Below are 24009 nucleotides of genomic sequence, written 5' to 3'. Positions count from 1 at the left end.
CAATTAAAATTAATAAAATATATTTATTACTTTAATATAATTATTTATGTTAACATTTTTTCATAACGCTGTTATTTATAATAAAAATCAATAAATCTTTTTCACTTTCCTTTAAAGGTTCCTTTTAAGAAAAAGTATAAATCATTAAAGATTAAAATAAGATACTCATAAAAATCATTACTTATAAAATAATCATATAAATAATCTGAAAAAAAAATTATTACCTTCATTTTTGCTTTTATATGATTATTATTCCGTATTTTATAAGTTTCTATATGTTCTTTTTTACTTCAATTTATCATTTCAAATGCATTTTAAAATGGCTAAGTGCATACCAACTCTCTTTGCGCATCACTAATATTTTGAACAACCCATTATAACTTTCCATAAAACTATGGTGAAAATCCCGAAATATTTTTAGAAGGAAGTTTTACTTTGCATCATAATAGACCGTATAAATCATGCCCCCAAACTTCTTTATGGAAATAAAGGATATAGTGTATGATTTTAAATCTATTTTGCTTTTTCTTTTAATCAAATAAATATCAACAAAAAAGCGAATAACGCCAATATAAATTTTTTCCGGTTCCCGCAAAAAGGAAAGTTTTTTATAAGTTTAGTTTAAGGTAAGCTTTTATCACCAACCATGGGAATGCCTTCCTCATAACTACTCTCTCCAATTTTAGTTGCTCCCTCCAAATAGAAGACAACGTAATACTGACTGAAAATTCCTAAAAAATTAAAAGAAAAAAATCTTGATAAGAAGCTATAAAAGGAAGTGCTTTATTTAAAAAGAACTTTTTATTTATATATCCTTTATATAGCCTCCAAGAAGCATCACAACTTCTCTTACTTTTTTTTAAATAATCATCACTTGCGAAAATAAAAAAACGAAGCAAAAATAACTCGTTTAAGGGAATAATAAAACAGCCCTGAGTCCTGGATTTGCATTTTCAAGTAAAAGTTCACCTCCATGAAGCTTCATAACAGCTTTTGCGATACTTAAGCCAATACCAAAACCGGGTTGTGTACGGCTTTCTTCAAGGCGAACAAACCGCTCTGTTACTTTTTCATATTTATCTTCTGCAATTCCTGGACCATTATCACGCACAACCACCAATAAATTCTCACCACGCCATTCCATAGATAAACAAACCTCCGCTTCTTTGTTATCTTTAGACGCATATTTAATAGCATTATCAATAAGATTAAAAATTGATTGTGCAATGAGCTCGCGATTCAGCTTAAGCTCCTTATCAAAGGTTTCTCCTAATCGCAGCAAAACTCCTGATTCTTCAGCAAAAGGTTCATAAAGTTCAACAGCATCTTCAAGAATCAGCTTCACATTCATAACTTCAAGATGTTCAATTGCACTACTAGCTTCAATACGAGAAATCATTAGAATAGCATTAAAAGTACGAATGAGCTGATCTGATTCTACAATAACACCGTCAAGTGCCTGCCTGTATTCAACCTCTGTTTTTTTCCCAGAAAGCGCTTCTTCAGCCCGATTTCTAAGGCGCGTCAATGGTGTCTTGAGATCATGCGCAATATTATCCGATACTTGGCGTAAACCAATATTTAATTCTTCAATGCGGTCTAACATAATGTTAAGGTTAACCGACAATCGATCGAACTCATCGCCTACCCCGGAAACAGGTAAACGTCCGCTAAAATCACCCTCCATCAAACGTTGGGAGGCAGCTGTTACATGATCAATCCTCTGTAAAGCTCTTCTCCCTACGAAGAACCATATTAATAGAGCTCCTCCAACCATTGCCGCAAGAGCAATCATGACTGCTTTACGCATGACTTCTGCAAAACGTTCTGGCTCGTCTAAATCACGCCCTATAAGAATCTTCATAGCATTAGGCAAATCAACAATAATTGCTAAAGCACGATGTCCACTTGCTTTTTCATGTTCTCCCAAACGTGAATATAAAAAAGAACTCGACAGAAAACCGTTATGATTCAAAAGTCCAACTTCAATGTGTGCGACATTCCCTGCTAAAATACGTCCCATAGGATCAGTAACAAGATAAAGGAAAGCTCCGGGCTGACGTGAACGATAATCAATAGTACGCATTAATAAAGGTAACCCACCATAAGTATAAGCATTTTTGATACGTATTAATTCTTCACTCAAAGCTTGTTCGGTTTGTTTTGTTAACAATGAGGCAGAAAATGCCGTCATATAAATAGAAAGTCCTGTTGCAACTAACCCAAATAATAAAATATAAAGTGCAGAAAGTCTTAGCGCAGTCGTGCGCATTATATTAATCAAACGATTCATGTATATTATCTGGTACTTTCAACATATACCCAGCCCCCCGCACAGTATGGAGAAGTGGGATATCAAAATCTTTCTCAATTTTTGCTCTTAACCGAGATATATGGACATCAATCACATTTGTTTGCGGATCAAAATGATAGTCCCACACATTTTCTAAAAGCATAGTGCGTGTTACAACCTGGCCGGCATACTGCATCAAATATTCGAGTAAACGAAATTCCCGTGGCTGCAATGTGATATTTTTATTACCGCGCTTTACTGTATGTGCTAACCGATTAAGCTCAAGATTTCCTACACGATAAATAGCCTCTGCTTTTTCAGAACTTCTCCGTCGCTGTAACACCTCAACACGAGCAAGAAGCTCGGAAAATGCGTAGGGTTTTGTCAAGTAATCATCACCTCCTGCACGCAAACCTGTCACACGATCATTAACTTGTCCTAAAGCAGAAAGGATAAGAACCGGCGTTTTATTACCTTTAGCCCGCAATTCAGCAATAATAGAAAGACCATCACGACGCAAAAGCATCCTATCAACAACCATCACATCATAGTTTTCGGTTTCAGCTAAAGCGTATCCTGTATCCCCATCATACGCAACATCAGCTAAATGCCCTGCCTCAAAAAAAGCTTTTTCCAAATAACGCCCAGTCTCACGATCATCTTCGATAACAAGTATCTTCATAAAACGTGTCTCCGTCATTTTATTGAATGGAACTATAGGGCAGAAACTTACGCAGCTTCTACCCTACCATTTAATACCTTTTATTTAGAGGAAATTGGAAGAGCTACAAAACGATTTTGATCATTCGTTCGCACTTGTAAAAGTATACCAGATCGTCCCAATTTTTGTGCATTTTTAATAATATCGGTAATATCAGATGCTTTTTTAACAGACTTATTATTCACTGTCACAATTACATCACCAGGACGTATTCCTTTATCTGCAGCATCTGAATCTGAATCTACATCCGTTACAACTAACCCTACACCATCATCAGAAGGAGAAACAATTAAACCATAATCTTCTAATGTCTCATCGAGATTACCGCGACCTTTTGAAAATTTTAAATCTTTTTTTGTATCTTCATCTCCAGGCATTGAATCAAGCTTTACTTTTATAACCTCCTCTTTTCCAGATCTAAAAATACTTAAAGCTACAGTTTCCCCTGGTTTAATATTTGCAACGCGACGCGCTAAATCACGAACATCAGCAATTACTTCACTGTTTATCGAAATAATCACATCACCTGCCTTAATTCCTGCTTTTTTTGCTGGCCCATTTAATGGATCAGTAACTAAAACACCTTTAGCTTCTTTTAAACCAATCGAGTCAGAAATTTCTTTTGTTACTGACTGAATCTGCACTCCAAGCCAACCACGCTGAACTGAACCTGTTTCAATAAGCTGCTGTACAACCTGCTTTGCTGTTTCTGCTGGAATAGCAAAAGCAATACCAATATTCCCTCCAGAAGGAGAAAAAATCGCTGTATTAACTCCAACAACCTTCCCGTTAAGATCAAAAGTTGGACCACCAGAATTTCCTCTATTCACAGCCGCATCGATCTGAATAAAATCATCATAAACACCAGTGCCAATATCACGTCCACGTGCCGATACAATACCTGCTGTTACCGTTCCACCAAAATCAAAAGGATTACCGATAGCAACAACCCAATCCCCTACACGTAACTTTGAATCATCACCAAAATCAACATATGAAAATTTTCTTTTATCATCTACTTTCAATACCGCAAGATCAGTCCGTGGATCTGTCCCAATAAGCTTTGCATTTAATTCTGTACCATCATCAAGAATAACAGAATAACTAGTACCGTCAGCAATTACATGATTATTCGTCACAACATAACCATCAGACGAGATAAAAAATCCTGACCCAAAAGCTATAGGACGAAGTTTAGCTGAGCGCTTTGAAGACTTGTTATTAGAATTGCCATAATCATAAAAATCTTCCAAAAACCTCTTTAAAGGGTGCTGGTCAGGTAATAGCTCAAGCCCTGGACTTTTAAAAAAATCACTAAAAAAACGCTTTTCTTTCTTTTGAGCCCCTTTTACTTGCACTGAAACAACCGCCGGTTTTACTTGAGCAACAATATTTGCAAATCCTTGTTGTTGTGCTACCGAAGTAAATATAGAATTTGCATGAACTTCTGTTGTTGCAAAACCTAATACACTTCCGCTAAACAATAGTGCAGTCTCTAAAGCTGCAAAAACACTTGCTGCAACCAACGTTTTAGAGAAAGTTTTTTTTACCATCTTCTATGCGCTCCTATTTTGTAATAATTTTATCTTGATTGTGTTGAATAGTAAAATAACAAACCTTACCATTTTCTGTCTAAATTGTTAAAGTTTTGTAAGGTTAGATAAGCAACACACATAATTATAAATGGAGTTAAACTATTGCTTTAAATGTATCAAATTTTTCTTCATGTATTTCAACTCAACGGTATTTAAACTATTTTTCTTATCAATCCCTCAGTTTGCTCGCACCATTCCTCCTCTAAAAAACACAATACTTATACCGAAGATCATAATAACTAAGGGCGACAACCATAAAAAACATGTCATTTTATTAAAGGGAGGCTTCAATAAAATAAATTCACCATATCGCTCAATAAGAAAATCAATAATTTGCTGATTGCTATCGCCCATTTGCAACCGCTCACGAATCAAAATCCGCAAATCACGTGCCAATGGAGAATCTGAATCATCAATTGTTTGATTTTGGCAAACTGGACAACGCAAATTCGACGAAATATCACGAGCACGTGATTCAAGAACTTTATCTTTTAGAATCTCATCTGGTTCTACCGCTACTGCCAAGGATAGAGAAAAAATAATAATTAAAAAAGGCGGCATCCAACATAATATCTTTTTCATTTCAGTGCTTTTTTATAGAAAATTTAAAAGGAAAAGCTTTCTGCTGATGCAATCTTACACGAGATAGAGCGCCTAAAAGAGATAAACACCCGCCCATAGCCATCATTAATGCACCTAACCAAACACAAATTACATAAGGCTTCCACCATATATGCACCGCAAGCCCTCGATCATTCATACGCCCTGGCACAATATACATTTGAGATAAACCATAGCTTTGAATACCAACTTCCGTTGTTAATGTATTCTGACTTAAATAAAATCGCTTTGATGCTATTACATTGCGCATGGTATTTTCATTTTCATATATTCCAAAACTAAACTCTACTTTAGAATAATTCGGACCAAAACCTTCATTTACTTTTTCAAAACGAATGGTTTTATCTGCTATTGTAATTATATCTCCTACATGCATCGTTAGAATACGTTCTTGCGTAAAAGTCGTCACGTTGACAATACCGAACAATGTAACGCCTAATCCCATATGCGCTATTGCTGCACCAAAAGTTGACCATGGCAATCCAACAAATCTCTTAATTCGTATCATCAAAGATGTCTTTTTATGTCCACTTTTTTCAAAAAGATCAACCAAACTTCCAAAAACAACAAAAGCTGAAAGACCCATTCCTAAAACTGCAAAAACATCACGTAAAGATGCTGAATAAAATGCTATAAGACAAACGATAAAGACCAATGCAAACACAAACCACAATCGTTCAAAAACTGCAAGAAAATCACCCTTCTTCCACGCCATTATTGATCCAAACGGAACCAACAATAATAATAACACCATTAAAGGTCCGCAGGTAAGATTAAAAAAGGCCGCACCTACAAAAATTTTTTGCCCAGTCAATACCTCAAGACAATAAGGATAAAGCGTACCAATCAATATTGTTGCTGTTATTACAGTTAGCAATAAATTATTTAAAATAATAAAGCCTTCACGCGAAATTGGATGAAAAAATCTATATGTCTTTAAAATAGGTACTCGCAAAGAAAAGAGGAGCAGAGCTCCTCCTGTAAAAAAGAATAAAATAGCAAGAATTGCTATCCCCCGTGCCGGATCAAAGGCAAAACTATGGACAGACACTAACAAACCTGAACGAACAAGAAAAGTTCCCATAAGAGAAAGAGAAAAAGTAAGAATTGCTAAAAACAGAGACCAATTCTTTAATGCTTCACGCTTTTCAAGAATGAGAATAGAATGCAAAAGCGCAGTTCCTGAAAGCCAAGGCATAAATGATACATTTTCAACAGGATCCCAAAACCAATAACCTCCCCACCCTAGCTCATAATAAGCCCAATAAGATCCAACCATAATTCCTAATGTCAAAAAACACCAAGAAAGCAGAATCCACGGGCGAACCCAACGCGCCCAAACCCCATCGACATGCCCTAAAATTAATGCAGCCACTGCAAAAGAAAAACAAATAGAGAAACCAACATAGCCTAAATAAAGAAGTGGTGGATGAATTGCTAAAGCGATATCTTGTAAAAGAGGATTAAGATCGTTTCCTTGTAGTGCTGGTGGAGTAACACGTAAAAATGGATTAGATGCGAAAAGAATAAATAAAAGAAAAGTGCCAGTCATCAAACTCTGACACATCAAAATTAATCCTTTAACCTGTCCAGGCAAATAATTAGACAGCGCTATCAGTGTACTGAAAAAAGTCAAAATTAAAACCCATAGTAACATGGAGCCTTCGTGATTACCCCAAACACCTGTAATTTTATAAAGCATTGGCTTTTCAGAATGACTATTTTTAACAACATTTAAAACAGAAAAATCGGAAACTACATAAGAGAAAATAAGAATTAAAAAGGACAATAACACTAATATAAAGGTCATGTACGTCAGCAATATCCCTGTCTGCATTAACGCACGCTCTTCCCACACAATACCAAAAGTGGATAAAACTACCTGTAGCAAACTAATTGCAAACGCTGCAGCTAAAAAGATGTGGCCTAACTCAACGAGCACAATCTAATTGCCCTCCCGTATCATAGCGCTTTTTTAAGCAGTCAGCCATTTTTTGAGGCATATAAGTTTCATCATGCTTTGCTAAAACGCGTGTGCCAATAAAAATCTTCTGTTTATCAAAATATCCTTCCACTATAACACCTTGCCCTTCACGAAAAAGATCTGGTAGTATACCGTCGAAAATAACTTTTTGATGTTTCACATTATCAGTTACAAAAAAAGTAACTTTCATCTTTTCAATATATTGAACCGTCCCTTTTTCAACAAAACCGCCTAAACGTAAAGGACGACCCATTAAAATATCTTCGTTCGTAATTTCGGATGGCATTCGAAAAAAATTTACTGTATGACGCATCGCATACATGATAAGACTTATTGCAATTAACGTAACGAAAAAGTATGATAATATTATCAACAATCGCTTTCTTTTTCGCTGCTTTAAAAGCATTTCTAATGAAAAAATATTCTTTAAAGGCTGACTGTTCATAAACTATCTACGAAAACCATTTTGTAAATATGTTGTGTAAATATAAACTTATTACTTCTATACTTGGGGGGGGGAGTTTCGCATATCTTTCATACAGACGCAACTTATTATCCAGGAATCCCCCTTGAACTTAATAACCATAGACGAGTAGAAATGTTTTTAATTAAATGAATCATACAACTGGATTATCATTGTTTCAACACGCGATCGCCCATCAAAATCTTCAGGCATTTTATTAAGAAAATTTTGTAAAAACTGTATTGCCTGTGCAGATTTTCCTGATTGACGAAGTGCATCAGCTAATAATAAACGAGAATAAAAATCACTAGGTGATAAATCTGCAGCCTTTTGAAAGGCATTTTGTGCTTCTTGCGTAATCGTTCCACCTTCATAGCCCACCAGAGCTAAACCATATCCCACAAGTCTAGGAGCCGTTTCTCCATTCAAGCGAAGTGCATCCAAATAAATATTCACGGCATCCTGAAAGTAGCCTTCCTCAAGATACCCGACTGCCAATGCATCTGCTAGCTTGCCATCGCTAGGTGTGCGAAAAAACAATACTTGCAAACGAGCAAGCCTTTCACGTTTATTAAGGACCTGTGGATCTTTGTTCATCAATTCATTAAAAAAATAACTTTTAGTTTCCGGACTACCTGTCACACTATAAATGTTACATGTCATAAGAATAACAAACAAAACACTAAAAATTTTAAGAACATGGTTATTTTTACGATGCATATAATTCTTAAAAATACCGATAGATGAACCCAACTTATCTTTTTTAGGTATCCAATTCAAATGCAGCGAGTAAATAAAAATGATAACAAACAATAAAAGGGAAGTTGTAAATAAAACTAACAACAGCATATCACTTTGATCCTGGCACTAAAATCAAAAAGTATACCTAATCATCTCAACAACTCATCTTCCACAATATGATGTGAATAATAAAAAGCTTTCTTCATGCATAACATCGTATAGTAATATATCATTAATTTTTTAATCAACATGAAGAAACAAAAAACTCTCTCTGCTTTATATTGCATCCTACCCATAAAATAATTTTTTATGTACTATACCCATCAACATAGCTCTATTCTCACCAATTTCATATATAAAATTGATAAAAGGAAAGTATTTACTGTCTTGGCAAGACAACTTTTGCAGACAATCCTCCCAATTTAGAGAGCTCCAAGAAAAAACTTCCTCCATATTCATTGGCCATATCGGAAACAATTGCTAACCCTAAACCTGCTCCTGGTTTACTCTCATCAAACCGGCGCCCTCTTTTAAAAGCTTCATCCATTTGCTCTTCTGTTAAACCAGAACCATCATCTTCTACGATGATATTAAAAAATTTTTCTTCTTCACTACTATCTTGTAAATTACAGGATATCGATACCTTAGTATGAGACCACCGCGCAGCATTTTCAATCAAATTACCCACCACTTCCTCTAAATCTTCTCTTTCACCAGAAAAAGTAATATCATCAACATCCATAGTAAATTGAAATTGTTTCTCAGGGTGAAGTTTTTCCATAACACGTATTAAACGATCAACCACTCCGCGAACGGACGCATGATAAATGACACTATCGCATTGCGCTGCAATTCTAGCACGTTGCAAATAATGGTTTATTTGATCCTGCATCATTTTAGTTTGCTCTCTTAATAAAGAAGCTTGTTCCCCACACATCTGATCAGCCTCATTCATAATAACCGATAAAGGTGTCTTTAATGAATGAGCAAGGTTACCAACCTGTGTTCGAAATCGTTCAATAATACGCTGGTTATTATTAATAAGGGCATTCATCTCCTGTACCAACGGCATAACTTCACTTACCAAATCTGTATTGACATAATTAACTCTGCCCTCACGAATATCATTCAACGCCTGGCGAATAAGTTTTAATGGTTGAAAACTAAAAAAGATAATAGCAATATTGATAAAAACGCTACCTATACCAAAGCTCCAAAGAAAAATTTGCAAAATTCGATTAAATTCTTGTACTTGCGCATGCACTTCATCGATATTTCCTACAAGATGAAAACGTGCAATGTGATTCTGATCATCAAGAACAACATCACTCTCAATCACTTGTAAATTCTGATTATTATTGCCCTTTATCTGATAAAATCGAAAGAATTCGTTATCAAAAGATAAATCAGATATATTTACATCATTTGATGAAAGTATTTTTCCACCTTCCAATGATGGAGATACCAACCGCCCATGTAGATTGGGCGATATGGCAGAGACTTCCCAATACCAACCCGATGTTGGATCTGAATAACGAATGTCATTAACCCCAAATCCCCCCCCTTTTAAATTTCCATCAAGTGATACAGTAACTGTTGCAATGAGACTATAAAGTTGAGCCGAAAGGATACGTTTCAAACTTTGTTCACTTGAGCGACGATAAAATAAAATACTGACTGTAGAAATTGATGTGAGAGAAATAACAACCCATAATGTTGATAAAATCATAACCCGTAAGCTAAGAGACCTACCAACCAGAAAAAATCTCTTTATCAACCAGTTATCGTTCTTCTGAACCATCATTAATCCCCTGGTGCTCTCGCTCGATATCCCATTCCACGACAAGTCTCAATTACATCTACTCCAAGCTTTTTACGTAAACGTCTAATAAAAACTTCAATAGTATTAGAATCTTTATCAAAATCCTGATCATAAAGATGCTCGATAAGCTCTGTCCTTGAAACCACTCGATTACAATGGTGCATCAGATACGATAAAAGCCTAAACTCATGGGATGTTAACTTAATCAACTGATTATCAACAAAAACGCGTAATGTTTTAGTATCTAAAACAACATTACCACAATATAACGTACTCGCTGCATGGCCTGTATTTCGACGAATTAACGCTCGCAACCGTGCTACCACTTCCTCCAAATGAAATGGCTTAGCCACATAATCATCAGCACCTGCATCAATACCAAGTACCTTATCAGACCAGCGATCTCGTGCTGTTAACATTAAAACAGGCATAAGATACCCTTCTCGACGCCACCTTTCAACAATAGAAATTCCATCTAAATGCGGCAAACCAATATCGAGGATAACAGCATCATAAGGTTCTGTGCTCCCTAAAAAATATGCCTCTTCACCATCAAAAGCACTATCCGAAACATATCCTGCACTTCTTATAGCTTCAACTAATTGATGATTAAGATTTTTATCATCTTCAACAATTAAAATACGCATTACAATACCTGTCAAACCCAATTAATAAGCAGGAACAAGAACCTCCATACGACGCAACTTTTTATCATCACGAGCAGGCACGACAACAACAACCATACACATATTTCTTCCATCCTGAATAACAGATGTTGAGCGCACTAATACACCACCTCGCTGAGCAGCAACCTTTCTACCAATTTCAGCACACCCAGAAGCCAAAACAGAATTGTTCCCTATCAGAATTACCATAATCATAAAAAATAAAGCTTTTTTCATCATAGCTATTTTATAAGCTATCCAAAATGAACATAAAATGAATAGCATTTTCTGTTTATTAAAAATTATACATATGGAATAATTTATTACCAATGTGAGAAATAACAGAATATCTCATACACGAAGATAAAATTTTTATACTTTGATATAATCTCAAACTAAAAAATTGCAAATATTACGTAAAATTAAAAGAATACAATTTTATAATTACAACATATAAATAAAAAATCTATAAATCTCTACTCCTATAATAATGTATTTCTTCATCAAACCTATAGTAAAAAAATACTTTTACTCCATATAACTAATTTACATTAGTTAATTGCATCACTTTGTCGTAGGCTTCTTCTATTTATATGTTTGATTTTTTTAAAAACAAGAAAAAACAAAACGATAAGCAATTTCGCAGTCCAAAGCTTATTGAACTAGATGCACAATTAGATACCGCACTTTATCGTATCCGTTCTGCCAACAATTTTTTCTGGCATGAAGCAAAAATTATCTCACAATATCTTCATATACGAGGATGGAAAAAATTTGTAGTTGAAATTCTTGATGAAACACTAACGTTGGGATTGATTGGTTTTACTCTTTTCACCATAGGCGGCATTTCTGTTTTTAAATCAACTTTAAAAGATTGGAATTCGCCTAAAAATTTTTCCATTCTCTTCTTAGATCGATATGGGAATCCTATCGGCTACCGTGGTGTACGATCAGTTGCTCCCGTCCCTATTGAAGAAATGCCTGAGCATCTTATTAAGGCAGTTCTCGCAACAGAAGATCGTCGCTTTTTTGATCATTGGGGGATAGATCCATACGGCCTTACTCGAGCAATTTTACAAAATATGCAAGCCAAAAACGTTATTCAAGGTGGTTCAACTATTACACAACAATTGGCTAAAAATTTATTCTTAACAAATGAAAGAACTATAACACGCAAAATTAAAGAAGCCTATCTTGCTCTTTGGCTAGAAGCCAATTTCAGCAAAAAACAAATTTTGCAACTTTATCTTGATCGTGCATATATGGGGGGAAATAATTTCGGTATTGCAGCAGCTGCAAAATTTTATTTTGGTAAAGATATACGCAATGTATCCCTTAATGAATCAGCTATGCTCGCAGGACTATTCAAAGCCCCAACTAAATATGCTCCTCATAGTAACCTTCTTGCTTCCCAAAAACGTGCCAATGTAGTGCTTTTAAATCTTGTTAATAGTAAACTCATGACAGATAGCCAAATTATTAATGCTCACCGTCACCCTGCCAGAACTATTACAAAAATACAAAATAACCAGCCTCATTATTTTCTTGATTGGGCATTTGATGAAATAAAAAAAATGCAAGATCAACTTCCCAATCGTAATTTGATTGTTCAAACAACCCTTGATCCAAATATCCAAAAAGCAGCAGAAGAATCAATTACATATCATTTACATAAATATGGTCAACAATACCGTGCTACACAAGCAGCTGCCGTTATTATAGATAATAATGGAGCTGTTCGTGCGATTGTCGGGGGATTGGATTATAATAAAAGCCAATTTAATAGAGCAACACAAGGCGGTCGACAACCTGGCTCTTCATTTAAACCTTATGTTTATGCAGCTGCAATAGAGCGCGGCCTATCTCCTTCGACAATAGTTCTAGATGCACCCATACGCTGGGGAAAATGGGCACCCAGAAATAATTCTGGCCGTTATCTCGGTAAAATCGATCTATCAACTGCTTTAGCCTTTTCTATCAATACAGTAGCTGTCTACATTACACATCAATATCTTAATCGCGATACCCAGCCAATAAAAGATTTAATCAAAAATATGGGTATTAATGCTCATATTTCATCACATAAAACCATGGTTCTTGGAACATCTAATATGACACCAATGGATCAAGCAACTGGTTTCAATGTTTTTGCAAATGGAGGCTTAGCTGGAAATCGCCATGGTTTTACAAAAATAAGTACAATAGATGGACATATTGTATGGGATTGGAAGCATAATCATCATAAGCTACACCGAGTTATTAGCAGACAATCAGCAGCCTATATGAACCAAATGATGGTTGGTGTCACAACACGAGGATCTGGCAAACGTGCCGCGTTGCCTATGACCCTTGTTGCTGGAAAAACTGGAACATCACAAGCTTATCGTGATGCTTGGTTTGTTGGTTTTACTGGTAATTATACCGGAGCTGTATGGATGGGAAATGATGACTTCTCATCAATGAAACGTGCTTTCGGTGGTGGTGTTCCTGCTATGATATGGCACCGCATCATGCTCTATGCTCATCAAAATATAATGACCAAAAAGCTTTACGGCGTTAAAGATTCTATTCTCCCTTATAAACCAGAAAGACTTCCCTTTTGTAATAATTCTGAACTTAGCTTTCCAATATCTTACACGCCCTCTCTTGAAACATTAAAGGTTATACGATCGATTCATAAAGATCTAACACATATATCTGTTACTTCTCTTAAAACGAAAGCCATGACGGCTTCAAAATCTTAAAATCCAAAATAATGATGCTTCTCAATATTCATATACTCTTTTTAATCTTTTCTTTTTCCATTTTATGTGGGACACTTAGTGTCAATTACATGCTCAGCTCTTTCAATCATTTTGGGCGGTTCACAATTGGGGAATGGAACGCCTACCCTAAACTAGGAACAGCAAACACCGATCCTTATACCCGAGCATATGCTATAAAACGAAATTACATTTCACTCGGACGTACAGAAGGTATTATTTTCCAAATTTGGAAAGATAACCATGGACGCCCGCTATATCCCCATTGCCACTACTTACTTAAAGGCAATATTCCAATAACTCGTCTTTTTACTCTTTATACGGCCAATAAATCCCTTAAACCCTACACCTCATCTAAAACAATCCCTTTTGAACTTCATACTAATAATATTATCTATGAAAATGATGGCTCATTACGCATCAATATCTCACCACGACCGCAAACAGGCAATTGGCTTGCAACGGTTAGTCAAAAAGAATTCGGGCTTATCCTTACTTTATATGACACCGCAATCATCTCTGCAACACCATTACAAAGACTCACTATGCCATCCATAGAGCAGATTCCATCAGGACAAAAAAACTGTGACTAAATTTATTCATGCGGTATTCCTCACAATCACTGGCACAGTTATTGTTCATATTTGTCTTTTATTTTCAATTCCTTATTTAGAAGAAAATAACATATGGACACATCTCAAAAAATCAGCAGCTCCTTATCAATTTGTTTCTTTGAATCGTAATAATCCTATTTATCAGTTTGCTGACCCGCTCTTTCTTCTTAAAGTCTGTAGATTTAATCTTAAAGATGGTCCTGTTCATTTAAAAACCTTTAAAACAACACAATTTTGGTCATTAGCAGCTTATACACGTGATGGAATTATTTTTTATAGCCTTAATGACCGAACATCTCCTAACTCTGAACTCAACCTTATTATTGGAAAACCCATACAAATGATAGAACTTAAAAAGTCAAAGCTTAAAAATAACATTGGTCCAGTTTTAGTGGCTAAAAATTTAAATGAAGGTTTTGCTATCCTACGCATCTTCGCCCCTTCTTCACTTGCAAAGAAAGAAAGTGAAATCTTCTTTTCAACTGCGACCTGTGATATATTCAATGGATAAAAATTGTACAAGCCTATAACTTTAAAACTTTTTTATTTAAACAAGAGCAAAATGATAATGTTTAGCCTCAATCGTTTGAGTATCGAAACTAAATATAAAACTCCCCATTTAAGCATTTAGAAACATAAGATTTCTTGGAAAAAGTTATCTAAATAACATCCAAAATGATCATCTTAAAAGCATAAAATCTCTTTTAATATGCGAGTTAAATCATAATTATATAAAATATATTTTTATCAAAATCATATCACATTTGAAAAATATTTATTTTTATTGAAATGCAAAAAAATAGAGATAAAAAATTCAAACTTTTGATAAGAACATTCATATAGATTTAATAAAAAGCCAGCTCCCTAGACTCATCTATTCTGTTTAAAACTATTTCTTTATTTGTTACATAAAAAATCGAAAAATGATATTAAAATTACCCAATATACATATCTGGCTAATAATTAATAGAAATACAGATTACCCTTGATCTCGAAAATATTTTTTTGCTTTTATTATATAACTAGAAACCTTCTATAAGATATAAACTAGAGAGGATTATTTCTTATAATCCGCTATTGAGAAAAAGGGAGTTCAATGAGAAAGCAATATGTTCGTTTAGTTTCAAGAGCAGCAATATGGTCACCTCGTTTTGGTGTGCTTGCGTTTTTTCTTTTGTTGTTTTCAGTGCTTTTACAACGCTTTTCTATAATTTATGTAACCGACTTTATAGTTTTAATAACAATTTCTTCTTTCTTTGTTATTATTTCTCTTTTTCTGTCTGTAAAAGCGCTTTATAGTTTATGGACATACGGTGCTAAAGGAGGAATGCAGGCTTTTAAAGGTATAGTTTACTCCTTAATCACTACCACGCCATTGGTATTATTTTGGGGACTTTGGTTTACTTTTCCATCTATTTATGATGTTTCTACAGATACTCAAAAACCTCCAGCTTTTTTTCATCATATACGTCCTGGTGGAGCCTTACCGATTAAAACTATCTTAATTGAACAAACTACATTGCAAACATCAAAATGGCCTGAAATGTCGGGACGCCGCTATGATGGCTCACCCGATAATATCCGCAAGTCAATTCTCAACGTTCTAGATAACTACGGTTGGCCTGTTGTAGCTCAGCGAGAATTTAAAAATGATCTTTATATTGCAACAAAAGCGAAAACCCCTTATCTCGGCTTCATTTCAGATATTATGATCCGCTTAACTAATGAAGAGAATACAACATTTGTTGATATGCGCTCTTCTTCGCGTTATATGCCAAAAGATTTTGGCGCAAATGCTACATTTATTATTGATTTTATGAACGCACTTGACACGGAAATAGCTTCCATTCCCCTTTCTCGAGATGATAAAGAGAATCTATAATAGATAAGTTAGAATGATAGCTCATTTAAAATATTTGATACAAGCTAAAGTAAAGAAAGTGATTATCACTTATCAAAGCTATAAAGCTCACTAATCGGCTCTTATAAATCTAGCGGACAGATTTTTTACTAGAGCGTTTGGCTGGGGTACCTGGATTCGAACCAGGGAATGCCGGTACCAAAAACCGGTGCCTTACCGCTTGGCTATACCCCAAAAAACAACAAAACCACTCCTTTGTTCCCACCTTATAGCGATTCCTATAATTGTAAGCAATATCTGAAAACCAAAGCTATCGCTTTTTTATTATAAATTCATTACAAAAACTTAAAAGTTTTATAAAGCTTACAAATTATATACAGTTATACCCTAAAATAAAAAATGTCTATTATCTAAAACTTACTTTAGCTATTTTGCTATTTTGGTTATCTATTTCATTAATGATATAAAATACAAGTTTTGTATTTCTCTTATAACCGTAAGCTTCCTATAACAGATTTAACTGTTAATATTAATACTTGCTTAAAAGAAAAAAAATAACTTTAGACAACTTTGTATGATCACACCTTTTTTGATATTAAGCTTTATTTTAGATACCCCCAGTACACAACAATGTACTAGTTCCATATTTACAAACTATTAACCACAAATCTACTTATAAGATTTTGCAAAAATTTGCACAAAATAGTTACTTCTTAAAAAAAGAGCCCTTTTTTGTTCAAGAAAAATAATAAAAAGACAACGTACTCACTAAAAATAAATAATAGAATAGAAGAATCTTAATTAAATGAGTAAGAGTATTTTATGAGTATATACTCAACAATCGATTCAATAAATAACCGATCATTAAAATTAATTGATGCAGATAAATATTCAACATTTGCTTTTGAATGTCTTAAGTGGCAAATTAAACCTATAGAATAAGCTTAACAATCAGAATCGAGGAGATTTTAAATGGCTTTTAAGTTGGCCGAATTGCCTTATGATTACGACGCCCTTTCGCCTTATATGTCACGCGAAACACTTGAATATCACCATGATAAGCATCACCTTGCTTATCTTCTAAATACCAACGATTTAGTAAAAGAACTAAACTTAGAAAATGAAAGTATCGAAAATATTATAAAACAAAGCTTTGGGAAAAATATTGGTTTGTTTAATAACTCAGCCCAATATTATAATCATCACCACTTTTGGCTTTGGATGAAAAAAGATGGTGGTGGTCGACAACTGCCCGACAAACTAGAAAAAGCTATTGCATCTGATTTAGGTGGTTATGACAAGTTTCGTGCAAGTTTCATTAATGCTGCTAGCACTCAATTTGGTTCTGGATGGGCATGGGTTGCCGTTAAAAATGGTAAGCTAGAAATTATGAAAACATCTAATGGTGAAAACCCTTTGATCTATGATGCCCATCCTATTCTTGGTGTAGATGTATGGGAACATTCCTATTACATTGATTATCGTAATGCACGCCTGAAATATATCGAAGCTTTCGTAGATAATTTAATTAATTGGGACTATGTTTTAAAACTTTATGAAGATTGTGGATTCTAAACTATCTACATCATTTTTCTGCATTAATTAAGCTCCATAATCATAAAATTATGGAGCTATATCAAAGCGTTATTCAAGTTAACAGAAATCTTTTTTTACTGTTTTTAAAATATATGCATATATGTATGCGGTTTCTTCAAGCTTTGAAAAACGTCCGGATGCGCCCATATGACCTGAATCCATATTAATACGCAATAAAATATGATTATTGTCCGTTTTTAATTCGCGCAACTTTGCTACCCACTTCACAGGCTCCCAGTAAGTTACACGAGGATCAGTCAATCCGGCTATAACCAGAATAGATGGATATCGTTGAATTTTAACATTATCATAAGGTGAATAAGATGAGATAAGATCATAATCTTCTCGCGATTCAAGCGGGTTTCCCCATTCAGGCCATTCTGGAGGCGTTAACGGCAATGAAGAATCCAACATTGTTGTTAAAACATCAACAAAAGGCACATTAGCCACCATCCCAACGAAGTCCTGCGGTGCTATATTTGCAACAGCACCTATCAACATCCCGCCTGCTGAACCGCCATAAGCGACAATCCTATCATGAGAAGTAAACTTCTTGTTTACAAGACAGCGACCACAAGCAATAAAATCTGTAAATGTATTGTGTTTAAAAAAGTGTTTTCCTTTCTCATACCACTCAACCCCTTTTTCTTTTCCCCCACGAATATGCGCAATGGCATAAATAAAACCTCTATTCACTAAAGAAAGTGCATTGCTACTGAAGCTAGCAGAAATGGAAACTCCATAGGCACCATAACCATAAAGTAAACAAGGCGCACTACCATCAAGAAGGGTTGTTTTATGATAAAAGAGGGAAATAAAGACTTCCTCACCATCGTCAGCAATTGCTGTAATACGTCGCGTTATATAATCATTTTCATTATGACCAGAAGGGATTTTTTGCGTTTTTAAAAGCATTCGTTTACGGCTTTTCATATCATACTCAAAAATTTGATCAGGTGTCGTCATCGATGAATAGGAAAAACGAATGGTTCGGCTATCATATTCTATAGCTCCTTGTAAATCTAAAGAATATGCTTCTTCAGTAAAAGCGATAGAATGAATTTGTTTGGTGGTACGCTCCATTATTTGTATACGAGGTAAACCCTCAAAACATTCAAACCAGACTAGAAAATCTTGGTAAGCATCATGGGATATTATCAAACGCCCAAGCTGATGCGATACCAAATCAGACCAATTTTCTGACTTTGGAGATGCACACGGTGTTACCATAATTTTAAAGTCTTTAGCACTACCTAAATTAGTAAGAATATAAAAGACATCACCGCCTTCTGTAAGTGAATATTCAATACCTTTTTGCCTCTTCCGCACACATTGGGGAGGATTAAGAGGTGATTTAGAAGGAATAAGCCAAACTTCTGAAGTTTCATGATCATGAATATTGATATAAATAAAATCATTAAGCTTAGAGCCGCTTACATGTAAGAAAAAACCTGGATCATCTTCACGAAAAATCAGCTTATCCTGTAACTGATCGGTACCTAATCGATGATAGTACAGCTCAGATGGCTGGTGATTTTTATTCATTCTAATATAAAAAAAACCTTCAGACTTCGCATCCCACACAATCTGCCCAGATGTATCAGTAATTATATCCATGCAATCAGACAATGTTTCCAAGTTACGAACTTTAGCTATATAAAACTCTGATCCTTTATCATCGTAAGTCCATACAATATGTGTATGATCAGGAGATTCTTGAACCATACCAAAGTTGAAATATCCCTTACCCTCAGCCAATTCATCACCATTAAGATAAAATGTCTTTTCTCCTCCATTTCTTGGTGTACGAAAATAATTTGGCTGTTGACCTCCAGTAGCATAAGAAAACCCATAGGCAAAAGGCCCATTTTTTATAGGAACAGAACTATCATTTTCTTGGATACGGCTTTTCATTTCTGCAACAAGACAATCTTGTAATGTTTCTGTACCAGCCATCTGAGAAGCCTGATAAGCGTTTTCTTTTTCAAGATGATGTCGAATATCTCTATCAAGAAAATTTGGATTTTTTAAAACATCTTGCCAATTAGACGCACGCAGCCAATGATAAGGGTCCTCACGATAAATGCCATGATACATTTCCTTATGAATAATTTTGCATGCTTTAGGAGGAGATACAGAAGAGCGGATCATACACGGTCCTACGTAAAAAATGTTTATGGTTTAGCTGATACTTTAGAATCATGTTATTTTTATACAATAGTATAAATTTATAAAGCTATGTTCATTCGCAAAAGCATAAATGATATATATCCTTAATCATGTGATATGCTCTTATTTATCTAATATCACCTATCACGGAAAATTTTATGAAATATAGCATTGTTCTAACAAAAAGTTTCTTTAGCAATAGCAGGAAATTTCTTGAGGAGTAGAATCGGTTACTGAGTGTACATCATAAAATGTATTGATGATAGCTATACTAGCAGCTAAAAAGGAAAATATCCTTCAATTCTGTTCTAATATGTGACTATATATTATCCACTGTTAATTTTTCATGATTTTCTGGATCTATCAGGTTATATTTTAATTTTTTGTTCTTTTTTCGTATTTTCATCAAGTTTAAAAATCATTTAAGCTATTTTTTATGTCCCAAAAAAGATCATTTCATAATATCAAAATTAAAATCATACAAAATAAATAATTAAACTGTAACATTATTAACAAATAAAATTTAAGACTTATTTCATATATTATATCTTTAAATTGAATAAATTTATTTTAAAATTCGATATAACATAACTGGATATACGATATATTCTATTTTTATGTGTAATATACTGCAATACAAAATTATACTTCAAGGAAAATAGTTCGGTTTTTCTTATCATATATTATGACAAAAAAGAGGAATTTATTTGATTTTTTTGTGTTTAAGCAATTTTATAGAATAATTGAATTGACAAAAAAGATTTTTGTACAATATGAAACCTACGTGCATGGGATCTCTGTATCATGAGTATGAATGCGAATGATGTATCGACTTTAAATTAAAGGAAATAAGAATGGAACATCGTCCAGTCTTAGAGACTGAAAGCAATTTAATTATTACATTAGTTGCTGATATTGTTGCTGCTTATGTGAGCAATAATTCGATTCGACCGACTGAAGTGCCAAGTTTAATTGCTGATGTTCATGCTGCTTTTCTCAAAGTAGGAAATATGGAATTAGCAGAAGTTGAAACTGAAAAACAAAGACCTGCTGTTAATCCGAAACGCTCGGTTTTTCCTGATTATCTCATCTGCCTTGAAGATGGTAAGAAATTTAAATCTTTAAAACGGCATCTCATGACCCATTATGGAATGTTACCTGAAGAGTATCGTGAAAAGTGGCAATTAGACAGTTCTTACCCCATGGTTGCACCGAATTACGCAAAAGCACGCTCTGCTTTAGCAAAAGAGATGGGACTCGGACGCAAAAGCCAACAGAAAAAAAACAAGTAATTATATTTTTTGAAATCGTGAATTAAGTATACAAGACTGCTTCGTGTGTGTTTGCGTTTTATAGAATCATTTCTATAAAAAACTGATGTTTATAAACGGCTTTCATTGCGAATTTTTTCAATCATCGATTTAAGACCATTCGATCGTTGTGGCGTAAGGTTTTCGCTTAAACCAAGCCTCTTTAAAAATCCTTCTACATCAGCATCAGGAATTTCAGACGCTTTTTTCCCTGAATAAAAGGTGATTAGGATATAAATAAGCCCTCGAACAATATGGGCATCAGAATCACCTTGAAATGTTAATGTTGGATTTTCTGAATTATCGCGCGAAGATAAAAGCCACACTTGGCTGACACAACCAGGGACTTTGTGAGCATCATTTCGAGCGCTTTCTGGGAAAGGCGATAATTCACGACCAAGCTCAATTACATAACGATAACGATCCTCCCAATTATCTAAAACAGAAAAGTTTTCCATAATATCATTAATCGTTTCCGCCATAATTTCAACCTCATTGTACTTTATATCACTCTGTTCTTAGCATAAAACTGATCGAAAGTGTCCAAAACTTTTTACATAATACGATATGATTCTAGTAATGTAAGAGTTTTTATTTATTTGAGATGAGCTTTTTGGAAATGAGTTATGTTTTTGTCAATTAATATGTGATCCAAGGTATCTATGAGCAATTTGTGCGGCGTGATATGAGTATTCACCGAGTAAGCTTAAAGATGATTTTCCTATCTTGCAAACTTCCGTATTATGATCACAGAATGTCAATAGATTGGTCGTAATTTTTCGGAAAACAATCATCATATCGTTCGTTATTGTATTGCCACCTATTAGGTTAGAAAAATAATGACCATCTAGCTTTCCTTCAGAGAAGGAGGTAACTACAGAAATAAAAAATAAAACAAATGATAATCTAATAAAGAAACGTATCATGGCAAAACAATGTACCACAGTTGCGCATAAAATGAAATTAATAACCTATACTTTCCCTATTAAAAAAATCTGTGAAATTGATATTTTACAGATTATAATTCTGTTAAAACTGTATGTCTATTACAATTAAAATAGCAGAATACGTTATCTCCTTAAGATAAAAAAAGCTATAAATGTATTCTACATGATATAACTATGTATGAAAAAATATAAAATCTTTAAATACCATCATTAAAATACGATATAAGAGAAAATGAATACACCAACATAAATAATAAATGCTAGTGTTTACATATAAAAAAATATTTAAAAAATTAAAACTTTCTTTTACTATAACGAAGCTCAAATATAACAAAATTGAATAGACTCAGTTTTAAAATAACTTCATCTGCAATTTACAAACCTCATTAAACGTTCAAAGAACGAATTTGTATTAACATATAATGAGATATTCACGCAGCTATTGAATAAACCATATCACTAGGTAAAATATCATATGAAACGTCTATTACCAATATATATCATCATCATTTTATCAAAGACATGGAGTATCTCAATTAGATTGAGAGCATTATTAATTATATGAGAACAAAAATATGATAAGATGATACGCGTGTTGTTATTCAAATATTATGAAAATTGATATATGCAATAATACACTTTAAAATAAAGAAAATTATTCTTCATCATTAGGGGCTTTCCTTACATTTTTGTGCATATTGAAAATTTATGTAGAATGTGAGATTAAACTTATGACTAAAAGGTGACCGTTACTTTATAAAATTATGTGATAGCATAATAATTGTTCTTTATTTCAATATTGTGAATAAAAATAATGAAAAAAAAACAGAATATAAGAAAAGCAAAATCTGTAAAATGTAGTAGACATAATAGTATTGTTATAATGCTTATTCTTATAAGCTTTCGTTTTATTTTTTGGACAACAAAGAAAATTTATTTATATACACAAAAAAATGCTTTTCTTGTTATTGGAATACTTACATCTACTATTAGTTTTATATTTTTTTCATTTAATGCTTTATTTTTACAAATAGAAACGAATCGAGATGTGTTTACTCAAACAAAAGATAAAACAACTTCAAATAAAGAGAAGAGCATTATATTATCTCCCAAAGAAAAAAAAAGCCAAACAAATAATCGTATTGTTCCTAGTTCTACCTCAAATGACTCACTAAAAAACTCTCCTTCAAATTCTCTGTCAGAAAGTGCTTTTGAAGTGCGCAGAAAATTAGATAAACTGAGACTTTATAATGACCCTTTATATAGAGTAGATGAACAAAAAACACACTCTGTTATAAAATCATGGAAACAAAAAATTACCAGTGGGGAAAAAAATACCACTTTACCAAAACACGAAACAGATGAAATCGCAACACTAATTAAACGCAGTGAAATAGAAATGGGCAAAGATCTATTTCACTCAAAAACGGACATTTCGAAGTCTCAAAATGCAGATGTCCTACGGGTACAAAAAGCTTTGCGTGTCTTTGGAAACCAGGAGGTTACTACTACAGGTATAAAAGATCAAAAAACCACAGCTGCCTTAAAACAATTTCAAAAAATATTTCATCTCCCTATAACAGGTAAGATTGATCAAGAAGTTTTAAAAAAAATGCATGAAATTGGTTTATTTAATTAAAGCGACGCTACTACCTTGCTTTGTGCAAGACAAATCCAGTTATACAATTTACCGTTCTACTTTCTATATTATACATATATTAAATATATAATATTACCTCTTTTCTGCACACCTCTAATCCTAACGATATATTCCATGTTTCTCTCAATGAGATAAATGAAATAAATAATAATTTATTTTGTTATGAACCACATCTTTACATCATA

20 protein-coding genes and 1 tRNA gene are annotated in these 24009 nt (G+C 33.8%); 7 read left to right on the top strand and 14 right to left on the bottom strand.

Annotated elements, in window-relative coordinates:
- Nucleotides 1-910: 910 nt before the first annotated feature.
- The 10 genes from V5N68_RS04225 to V5N68_RS04180 all read right to left on the bottom strand — a co-directional run bounded on the left by V5N68_RS04225 (nucleotide 911) and on the right by V5N68_RS04180 (nucleotide 11121).
- Nucleotides 911-2293 carry a sensor histidine kinase gene (locus V5N68_RS04225; protein ID WP_332065936.1) on the bottom strand — a complete coding sequence of 461 codons (1383 nt, stop codon included), beginning with the start codon at nucleotides 2291-2293 and terminating at the stop codon, nucleotides 911-913.
- Complete coding sequence (locus V5N68_RS04220; protein ID WP_332065935.1) at nucleotides 2277-2975, bottom strand: winged helix-turn-helix domain-containing protein; 699 nt, start codon at nucleotides 2973-2975, stop codon at nucleotides 2277-2279. Before V5N68_RS04220 ends, V5N68_RS04225 begins: the two co-directional genes overlap by 17 nt.
- Before the next feature lie 80 nt (nucleotides 2976-3055).
- Nucleotides 3056-4567, bottom strand: coding sequence for a Do family serine endopeptidase (locus tag V5N68_RS04215; RefSeq protein ID WP_332065934.1), 1512 nt, complete (start codon nucleotides 4565-4567; stop codon nucleotides 3056-3058).
- 219 nt (nucleotides 4568-4786) lie between these two features.
- Nucleotides 4787-5191, bottom strand: a complete 405-nt coding sequence (locus V5N68_RS04210) for a cytochrome c-type biogenesis protein (protein WP_332065933.1) — start codon at nucleotides 5189-5191, stop codon at nucleotides 4787-4789.
- A 1-nt stretch (nucleotide 5192) separates the two neighbouring features.
- Nucleotides 5193-7172, bottom strand: a complete 1980-nt coding sequence (locus tag V5N68_RS04205; RefSeq protein WP_332065932.1) for a heme lyase CcmF/NrfE family subunit — start codon at nucleotides 7170-7172, stop codon at nucleotides 5193-5195.
- Entirely contained in the window at nucleotides 7162-7659 is a 498-nt protein-coding gene (gene ccmE, locus V5N68_RS04200; RefSeq protein WP_332065931.1) for a cytochrome c maturation protein CcmE, read from the bottom strand. Before ccmE ends, V5N68_RS04205 begins: the two co-directional genes overlap by 11 nt.
- A 159-nt stretch (nucleotides 7660-7818) precedes the next feature.
- On the bottom strand, nucleotides 7819-8526 hold the full coding sequence (locus tag V5N68_RS04195; RefSeq protein WP_332065930.1) for a tetratricopeptide repeat protein: 708 nt from the start codon (nucleotides 8524-8526) through the stop codon (nucleotides 7819-7821).
- A 271-nt stretch (nucleotides 8527-8797) separates the two neighbouring features.
- The gene (locus V5N68_RS04190; RefSeq protein WP_332065929.1) at nucleotides 8798-10222 is read right to left on the bottom strand and encodes an ATP-binding protein; all 1425 of its coding nucleotides are present in this window, start codon (nucleotides 10220-10222) and stop codon (nucleotides 8798-8800) included.
- Nucleotides 10222-10887 carry a response regulator transcription factor gene (locus V5N68_RS04185; protein ID WP_332065928.1) on the bottom strand — a complete coding sequence of 222 codons (666 nt, stop codon included), beginning with the start codon at nucleotides 10885-10887 and terminating at the stop codon, nucleotides 10222-10224. Before V5N68_RS04185 ends, V5N68_RS04190 begins: the two co-directional genes overlap by 1 nt.
- Before the next feature lie 21 nt (nucleotides 10888-10908).
- Entirely contained in the window at nucleotides 10909-11121 is a 213-nt protein-coding gene (locus tag V5N68_RS04180) for a hypothetical protein (protein WP_442879689.1), read from the bottom strand.
- Nucleotides 11122-11498: 377 nt separating this feature from the next.
- Between V5N68_RS04180 and V5N68_RS04175 the strand changes: the two genes are divergently transcribed.
- From V5N68_RS04175 to V5N68_RS04160, 4 genes are all read left to right on the top strand, one after another.
- Nucleotides 11499-13649 (top strand): transglycosylase domain-containing protein, encoded by a 2151-nt coding sequence (locus V5N68_RS04175; protein ID WP_332065926.1) that lies wholly within the window; start codon nucleotides 11499-11501, stop codon nucleotides 13647-13649.
- A 14-nt stretch (nucleotides 13650-13663) separates the two neighbouring features.
- Nucleotides 13664-14260: a DUF1214 domain-containing protein gene (locus tag V5N68_RS04170; RefSeq protein ID WP_332065943.1), complete on the top strand. Its 597-nt coding sequence runs from the start codon at nucleotides 13664-13666 to the stop codon at nucleotides 14258-14260.
- Entirely contained in the window at nucleotides 14253-14792 is a 540-nt protein-coding gene (locus V5N68_RS04165) for a DUF1254 domain-containing protein (protein ID WP_332065925.1), read from the top strand. Before V5N68_RS04170 ends, V5N68_RS04165 begins: the two co-directional genes overlap by 8 nt.
- Nucleotides 14793-15377: 585 nt before the next feature.
- On the top strand, nucleotides 15378-16163 hold the full coding sequence (locus V5N68_RS04160; protein WP_332065924.1) for a DUF1499 domain-containing protein: 786 nt from the start codon (nucleotides 15378-15380) through the stop codon (nucleotides 16161-16163).
- A gap of 138 nt (nucleotides 16164-16301) precedes the next feature.
- Here the strand turns inward: V5N68_RS04160 and V5N68_RS04155 are convergent.
- Nucleotides 16302-16376: transfer RNA gene (locus tag V5N68_RS04155), tRNA-Gln, on the bottom strand.
- A 738-nt stretch (nucleotides 16377-17114) separates the two neighbouring features.
- Between V5N68_RS04155 and V5N68_RS04150 the strand changes: the two genes are divergently transcribed.
- Nucleotides 17115-17717, top strand: coding sequence for a superoxide dismutase (locus V5N68_RS04150; protein WP_332065923.1), 603 nt, complete (start codon nucleotides 17115-17117; stop codon nucleotides 17715-17717).
- A 78-nt stretch (nucleotides 17718-17795) separates the two neighbouring features.
- Here the strand turns inward: V5N68_RS04150 and V5N68_RS04145 are convergent, their stop codons facing one another.
- Nucleotides 17796-19889: a S9 family peptidase gene (locus tag V5N68_RS04145; RefSeq protein ID WP_332065922.1), complete on the bottom strand. Its 2094-nt coding sequence runs from the start codon at nucleotides 19887-19889 to the stop codon at nucleotides 17796-17798.
- 872 nt (nucleotides 19890-20761) lie between these two features.
- Between V5N68_RS04145 and V5N68_RS04140 the strand changes: the two genes are divergently transcribed.
- A complete protein-coding gene (locus V5N68_RS04140) occupies nucleotides 20762-21199 on the top strand; it encodes a Ros/MucR family transcriptional regulator (RefSeq protein WP_332065921.1) in 438 nt (145 codons plus the stop codon).
- 89 nt (nucleotides 21200-21288) lie between these two features.
- Here the strand turns inward: V5N68_RS04140 and V5N68_RS04135 are convergent, their stop codons facing one another.
- Together V5N68_RS04135 and V5N68_RS06135 are read right to left on the bottom strand one after the other, a co-directional pair.
- Nucleotides 21289-21699, bottom strand: coding sequence for a SufE family protein (locus V5N68_RS04135; protein WP_332065920.1), 411 nt, complete (start codon nucleotides 21697-21699; stop codon nucleotides 21289-21291).
- A gap of 153 nt (nucleotides 21700-21852) precedes the next feature.
- Nucleotides 21853-22011, bottom strand: coding sequence for a DUF5330 domain-containing protein (locus tag V5N68_RS06135; protein WP_442879691.1), 159 nt, complete (start codon nucleotides 22009-22011; stop codon nucleotides 21853-21855).
- Nucleotides 22012-22978: 967 nt separating this feature from the next.
- On the opposite strand from V5N68_RS06135, the gene V5N68_RS04130 reads away from it, so the two are divergent.
- The gene (locus V5N68_RS04130) at nucleotides 22979-23803 is read left to right on the top strand and encodes a peptidoglycan-binding protein (RefSeq protein WP_332065919.1); all 825 of its coding nucleotides are present in this window, start codon (nucleotides 22979-22981) and stop codon (nucleotides 23801-23803) included.
- Nucleotides 23804-24009: the final 206 nt, after the last annotated feature.

This window comes from Bartonella eidoli (assembly GCF_036576145.1).
Lineage (GTDB): Bacteria > Pseudomonadota > Alphaproteobacteria > Rhizobiales > Rhizobiaceae > Bartonella.
The sequence above is the reverse complement of the archived record's forward strand: the minus strand, read 5'-3'. Positions and strand labels throughout refer to the sequence as shown.

Coding starts and splice junctions, on each gene's coding strand:
- V5N68_RS04225 (WP_332065936.1), bottom strand. CDS start 2,293: ATGAATCGTTTGATTAATATAATGCGCACGACTGCGCTAAGACTTTCT.
- V5N68_RS04220 (WP_332065935.1), bottom strand. CDS start 2,975: ATGAAGATACTTGTTATCGAAGATGATCGTGAGACTGGGCGTTATTTG.
- V5N68_RS04215 (WP_332065934.1), bottom strand. CDS start 4,567: ATGGTAAAAAAAACTTTCTCTAAAACGTTGGTTGCAGCAAGTGTTTTT.
- V5N68_RS04210 (WP_332065933.1), bottom strand. CDS start 5,191: ATGAAAAAGATATTATGTTGGATGCCGCCTTTTTTAATTATTATTTTT.
- ccmE (WP_332065931.1), bottom strand. CDS start 7,659: ATGAACAGTCAGCCTTTAAAGAATATTTTTTCATTAGAAATGCTTTTA.
- V5N68_RS04195 (WP_332065930.1), bottom strand. CDS start 8,526: ATGCTGTTGTTAGTTTTATTTACAACTTCCCTTTTATTGTTTGTTATC.
- V5N68_RS04190 (WP_332065929.1), bottom strand. CDS start 10,222: ATGATGGTTCAGAAGAACGATAACTGGTTGATAAAGAGATTTTTTCTG.
- V5N68_RS04185 (WP_332065928.1), bottom strand. CDS start 10,887: ATGCGTATTTTAATTGTTGAAGATGATAAAAATCTTAATCATCAATTA.
- V5N68_RS04180 (WP_442879689.1), bottom strand. CDS start 11,121: ATGATTATGGTAATTCTGATAGGGAACAATTCTGTTTTGGCTTCTGGG.
- V5N68_RS04175 (WP_332065926.1), top strand. CDS start 11,499: ATGTTTGATTTTTTTAAAAACAAGAAAAAACAAAACGATAAGCAATTT.
- V5N68_RS04170 (WP_332065943.1), top strand. CDS start 13,664: ATGCTTCTCAATATTCATATACTCTTTTTAATCTTTTCTTTTTCCATT.
- V5N68_RS04160 (WP_332065924.1), top strand. CDS start 15,378: ATGAGAAAGCAATATGTTCGTTTAGTTTCAAGAGCAGCAATATGGTCA.
- V5N68_RS04150 (WP_332065923.1), top strand. CDS start 17,115: ATGGCTTTTAAGTTGGCCGAATTGCCTTATGATTACGACGCCCTTTCG.
- V5N68_RS04145 (WP_332065922.1), bottom strand. CDS start 19,889: ATGATCCGCTCTTCTGTATCTCCTCCTAAAGCATGCAAAATTATTCAT.
- V5N68_RS04140 (WP_332065921.1), top strand. CDS start 20,762: ATGGAACATCGTCCAGTCTTAGAGACTGAAAGCAATTTAATTATTACA.
- V5N68_RS04135 (WP_332065920.1), bottom strand. CDS start 21,699: ATGGCGGAAACGATTAATGATATTATGGAAAACTTTTCTGTTTTAGAT.
- V5N68_RS06135 (WP_442879691.1), bottom strand. CDS start 22,011: ATGATTGTTTTCCGAAAAATTACGACCAATCTATTGACATTCTGTGAT.
- V5N68_RS04130 (WP_332065919.1), top strand. CDS start 22,979: ATGAAAAAAAAACAGAATATAAGAAAAGCAAAATCTGTAAAATGTAGT.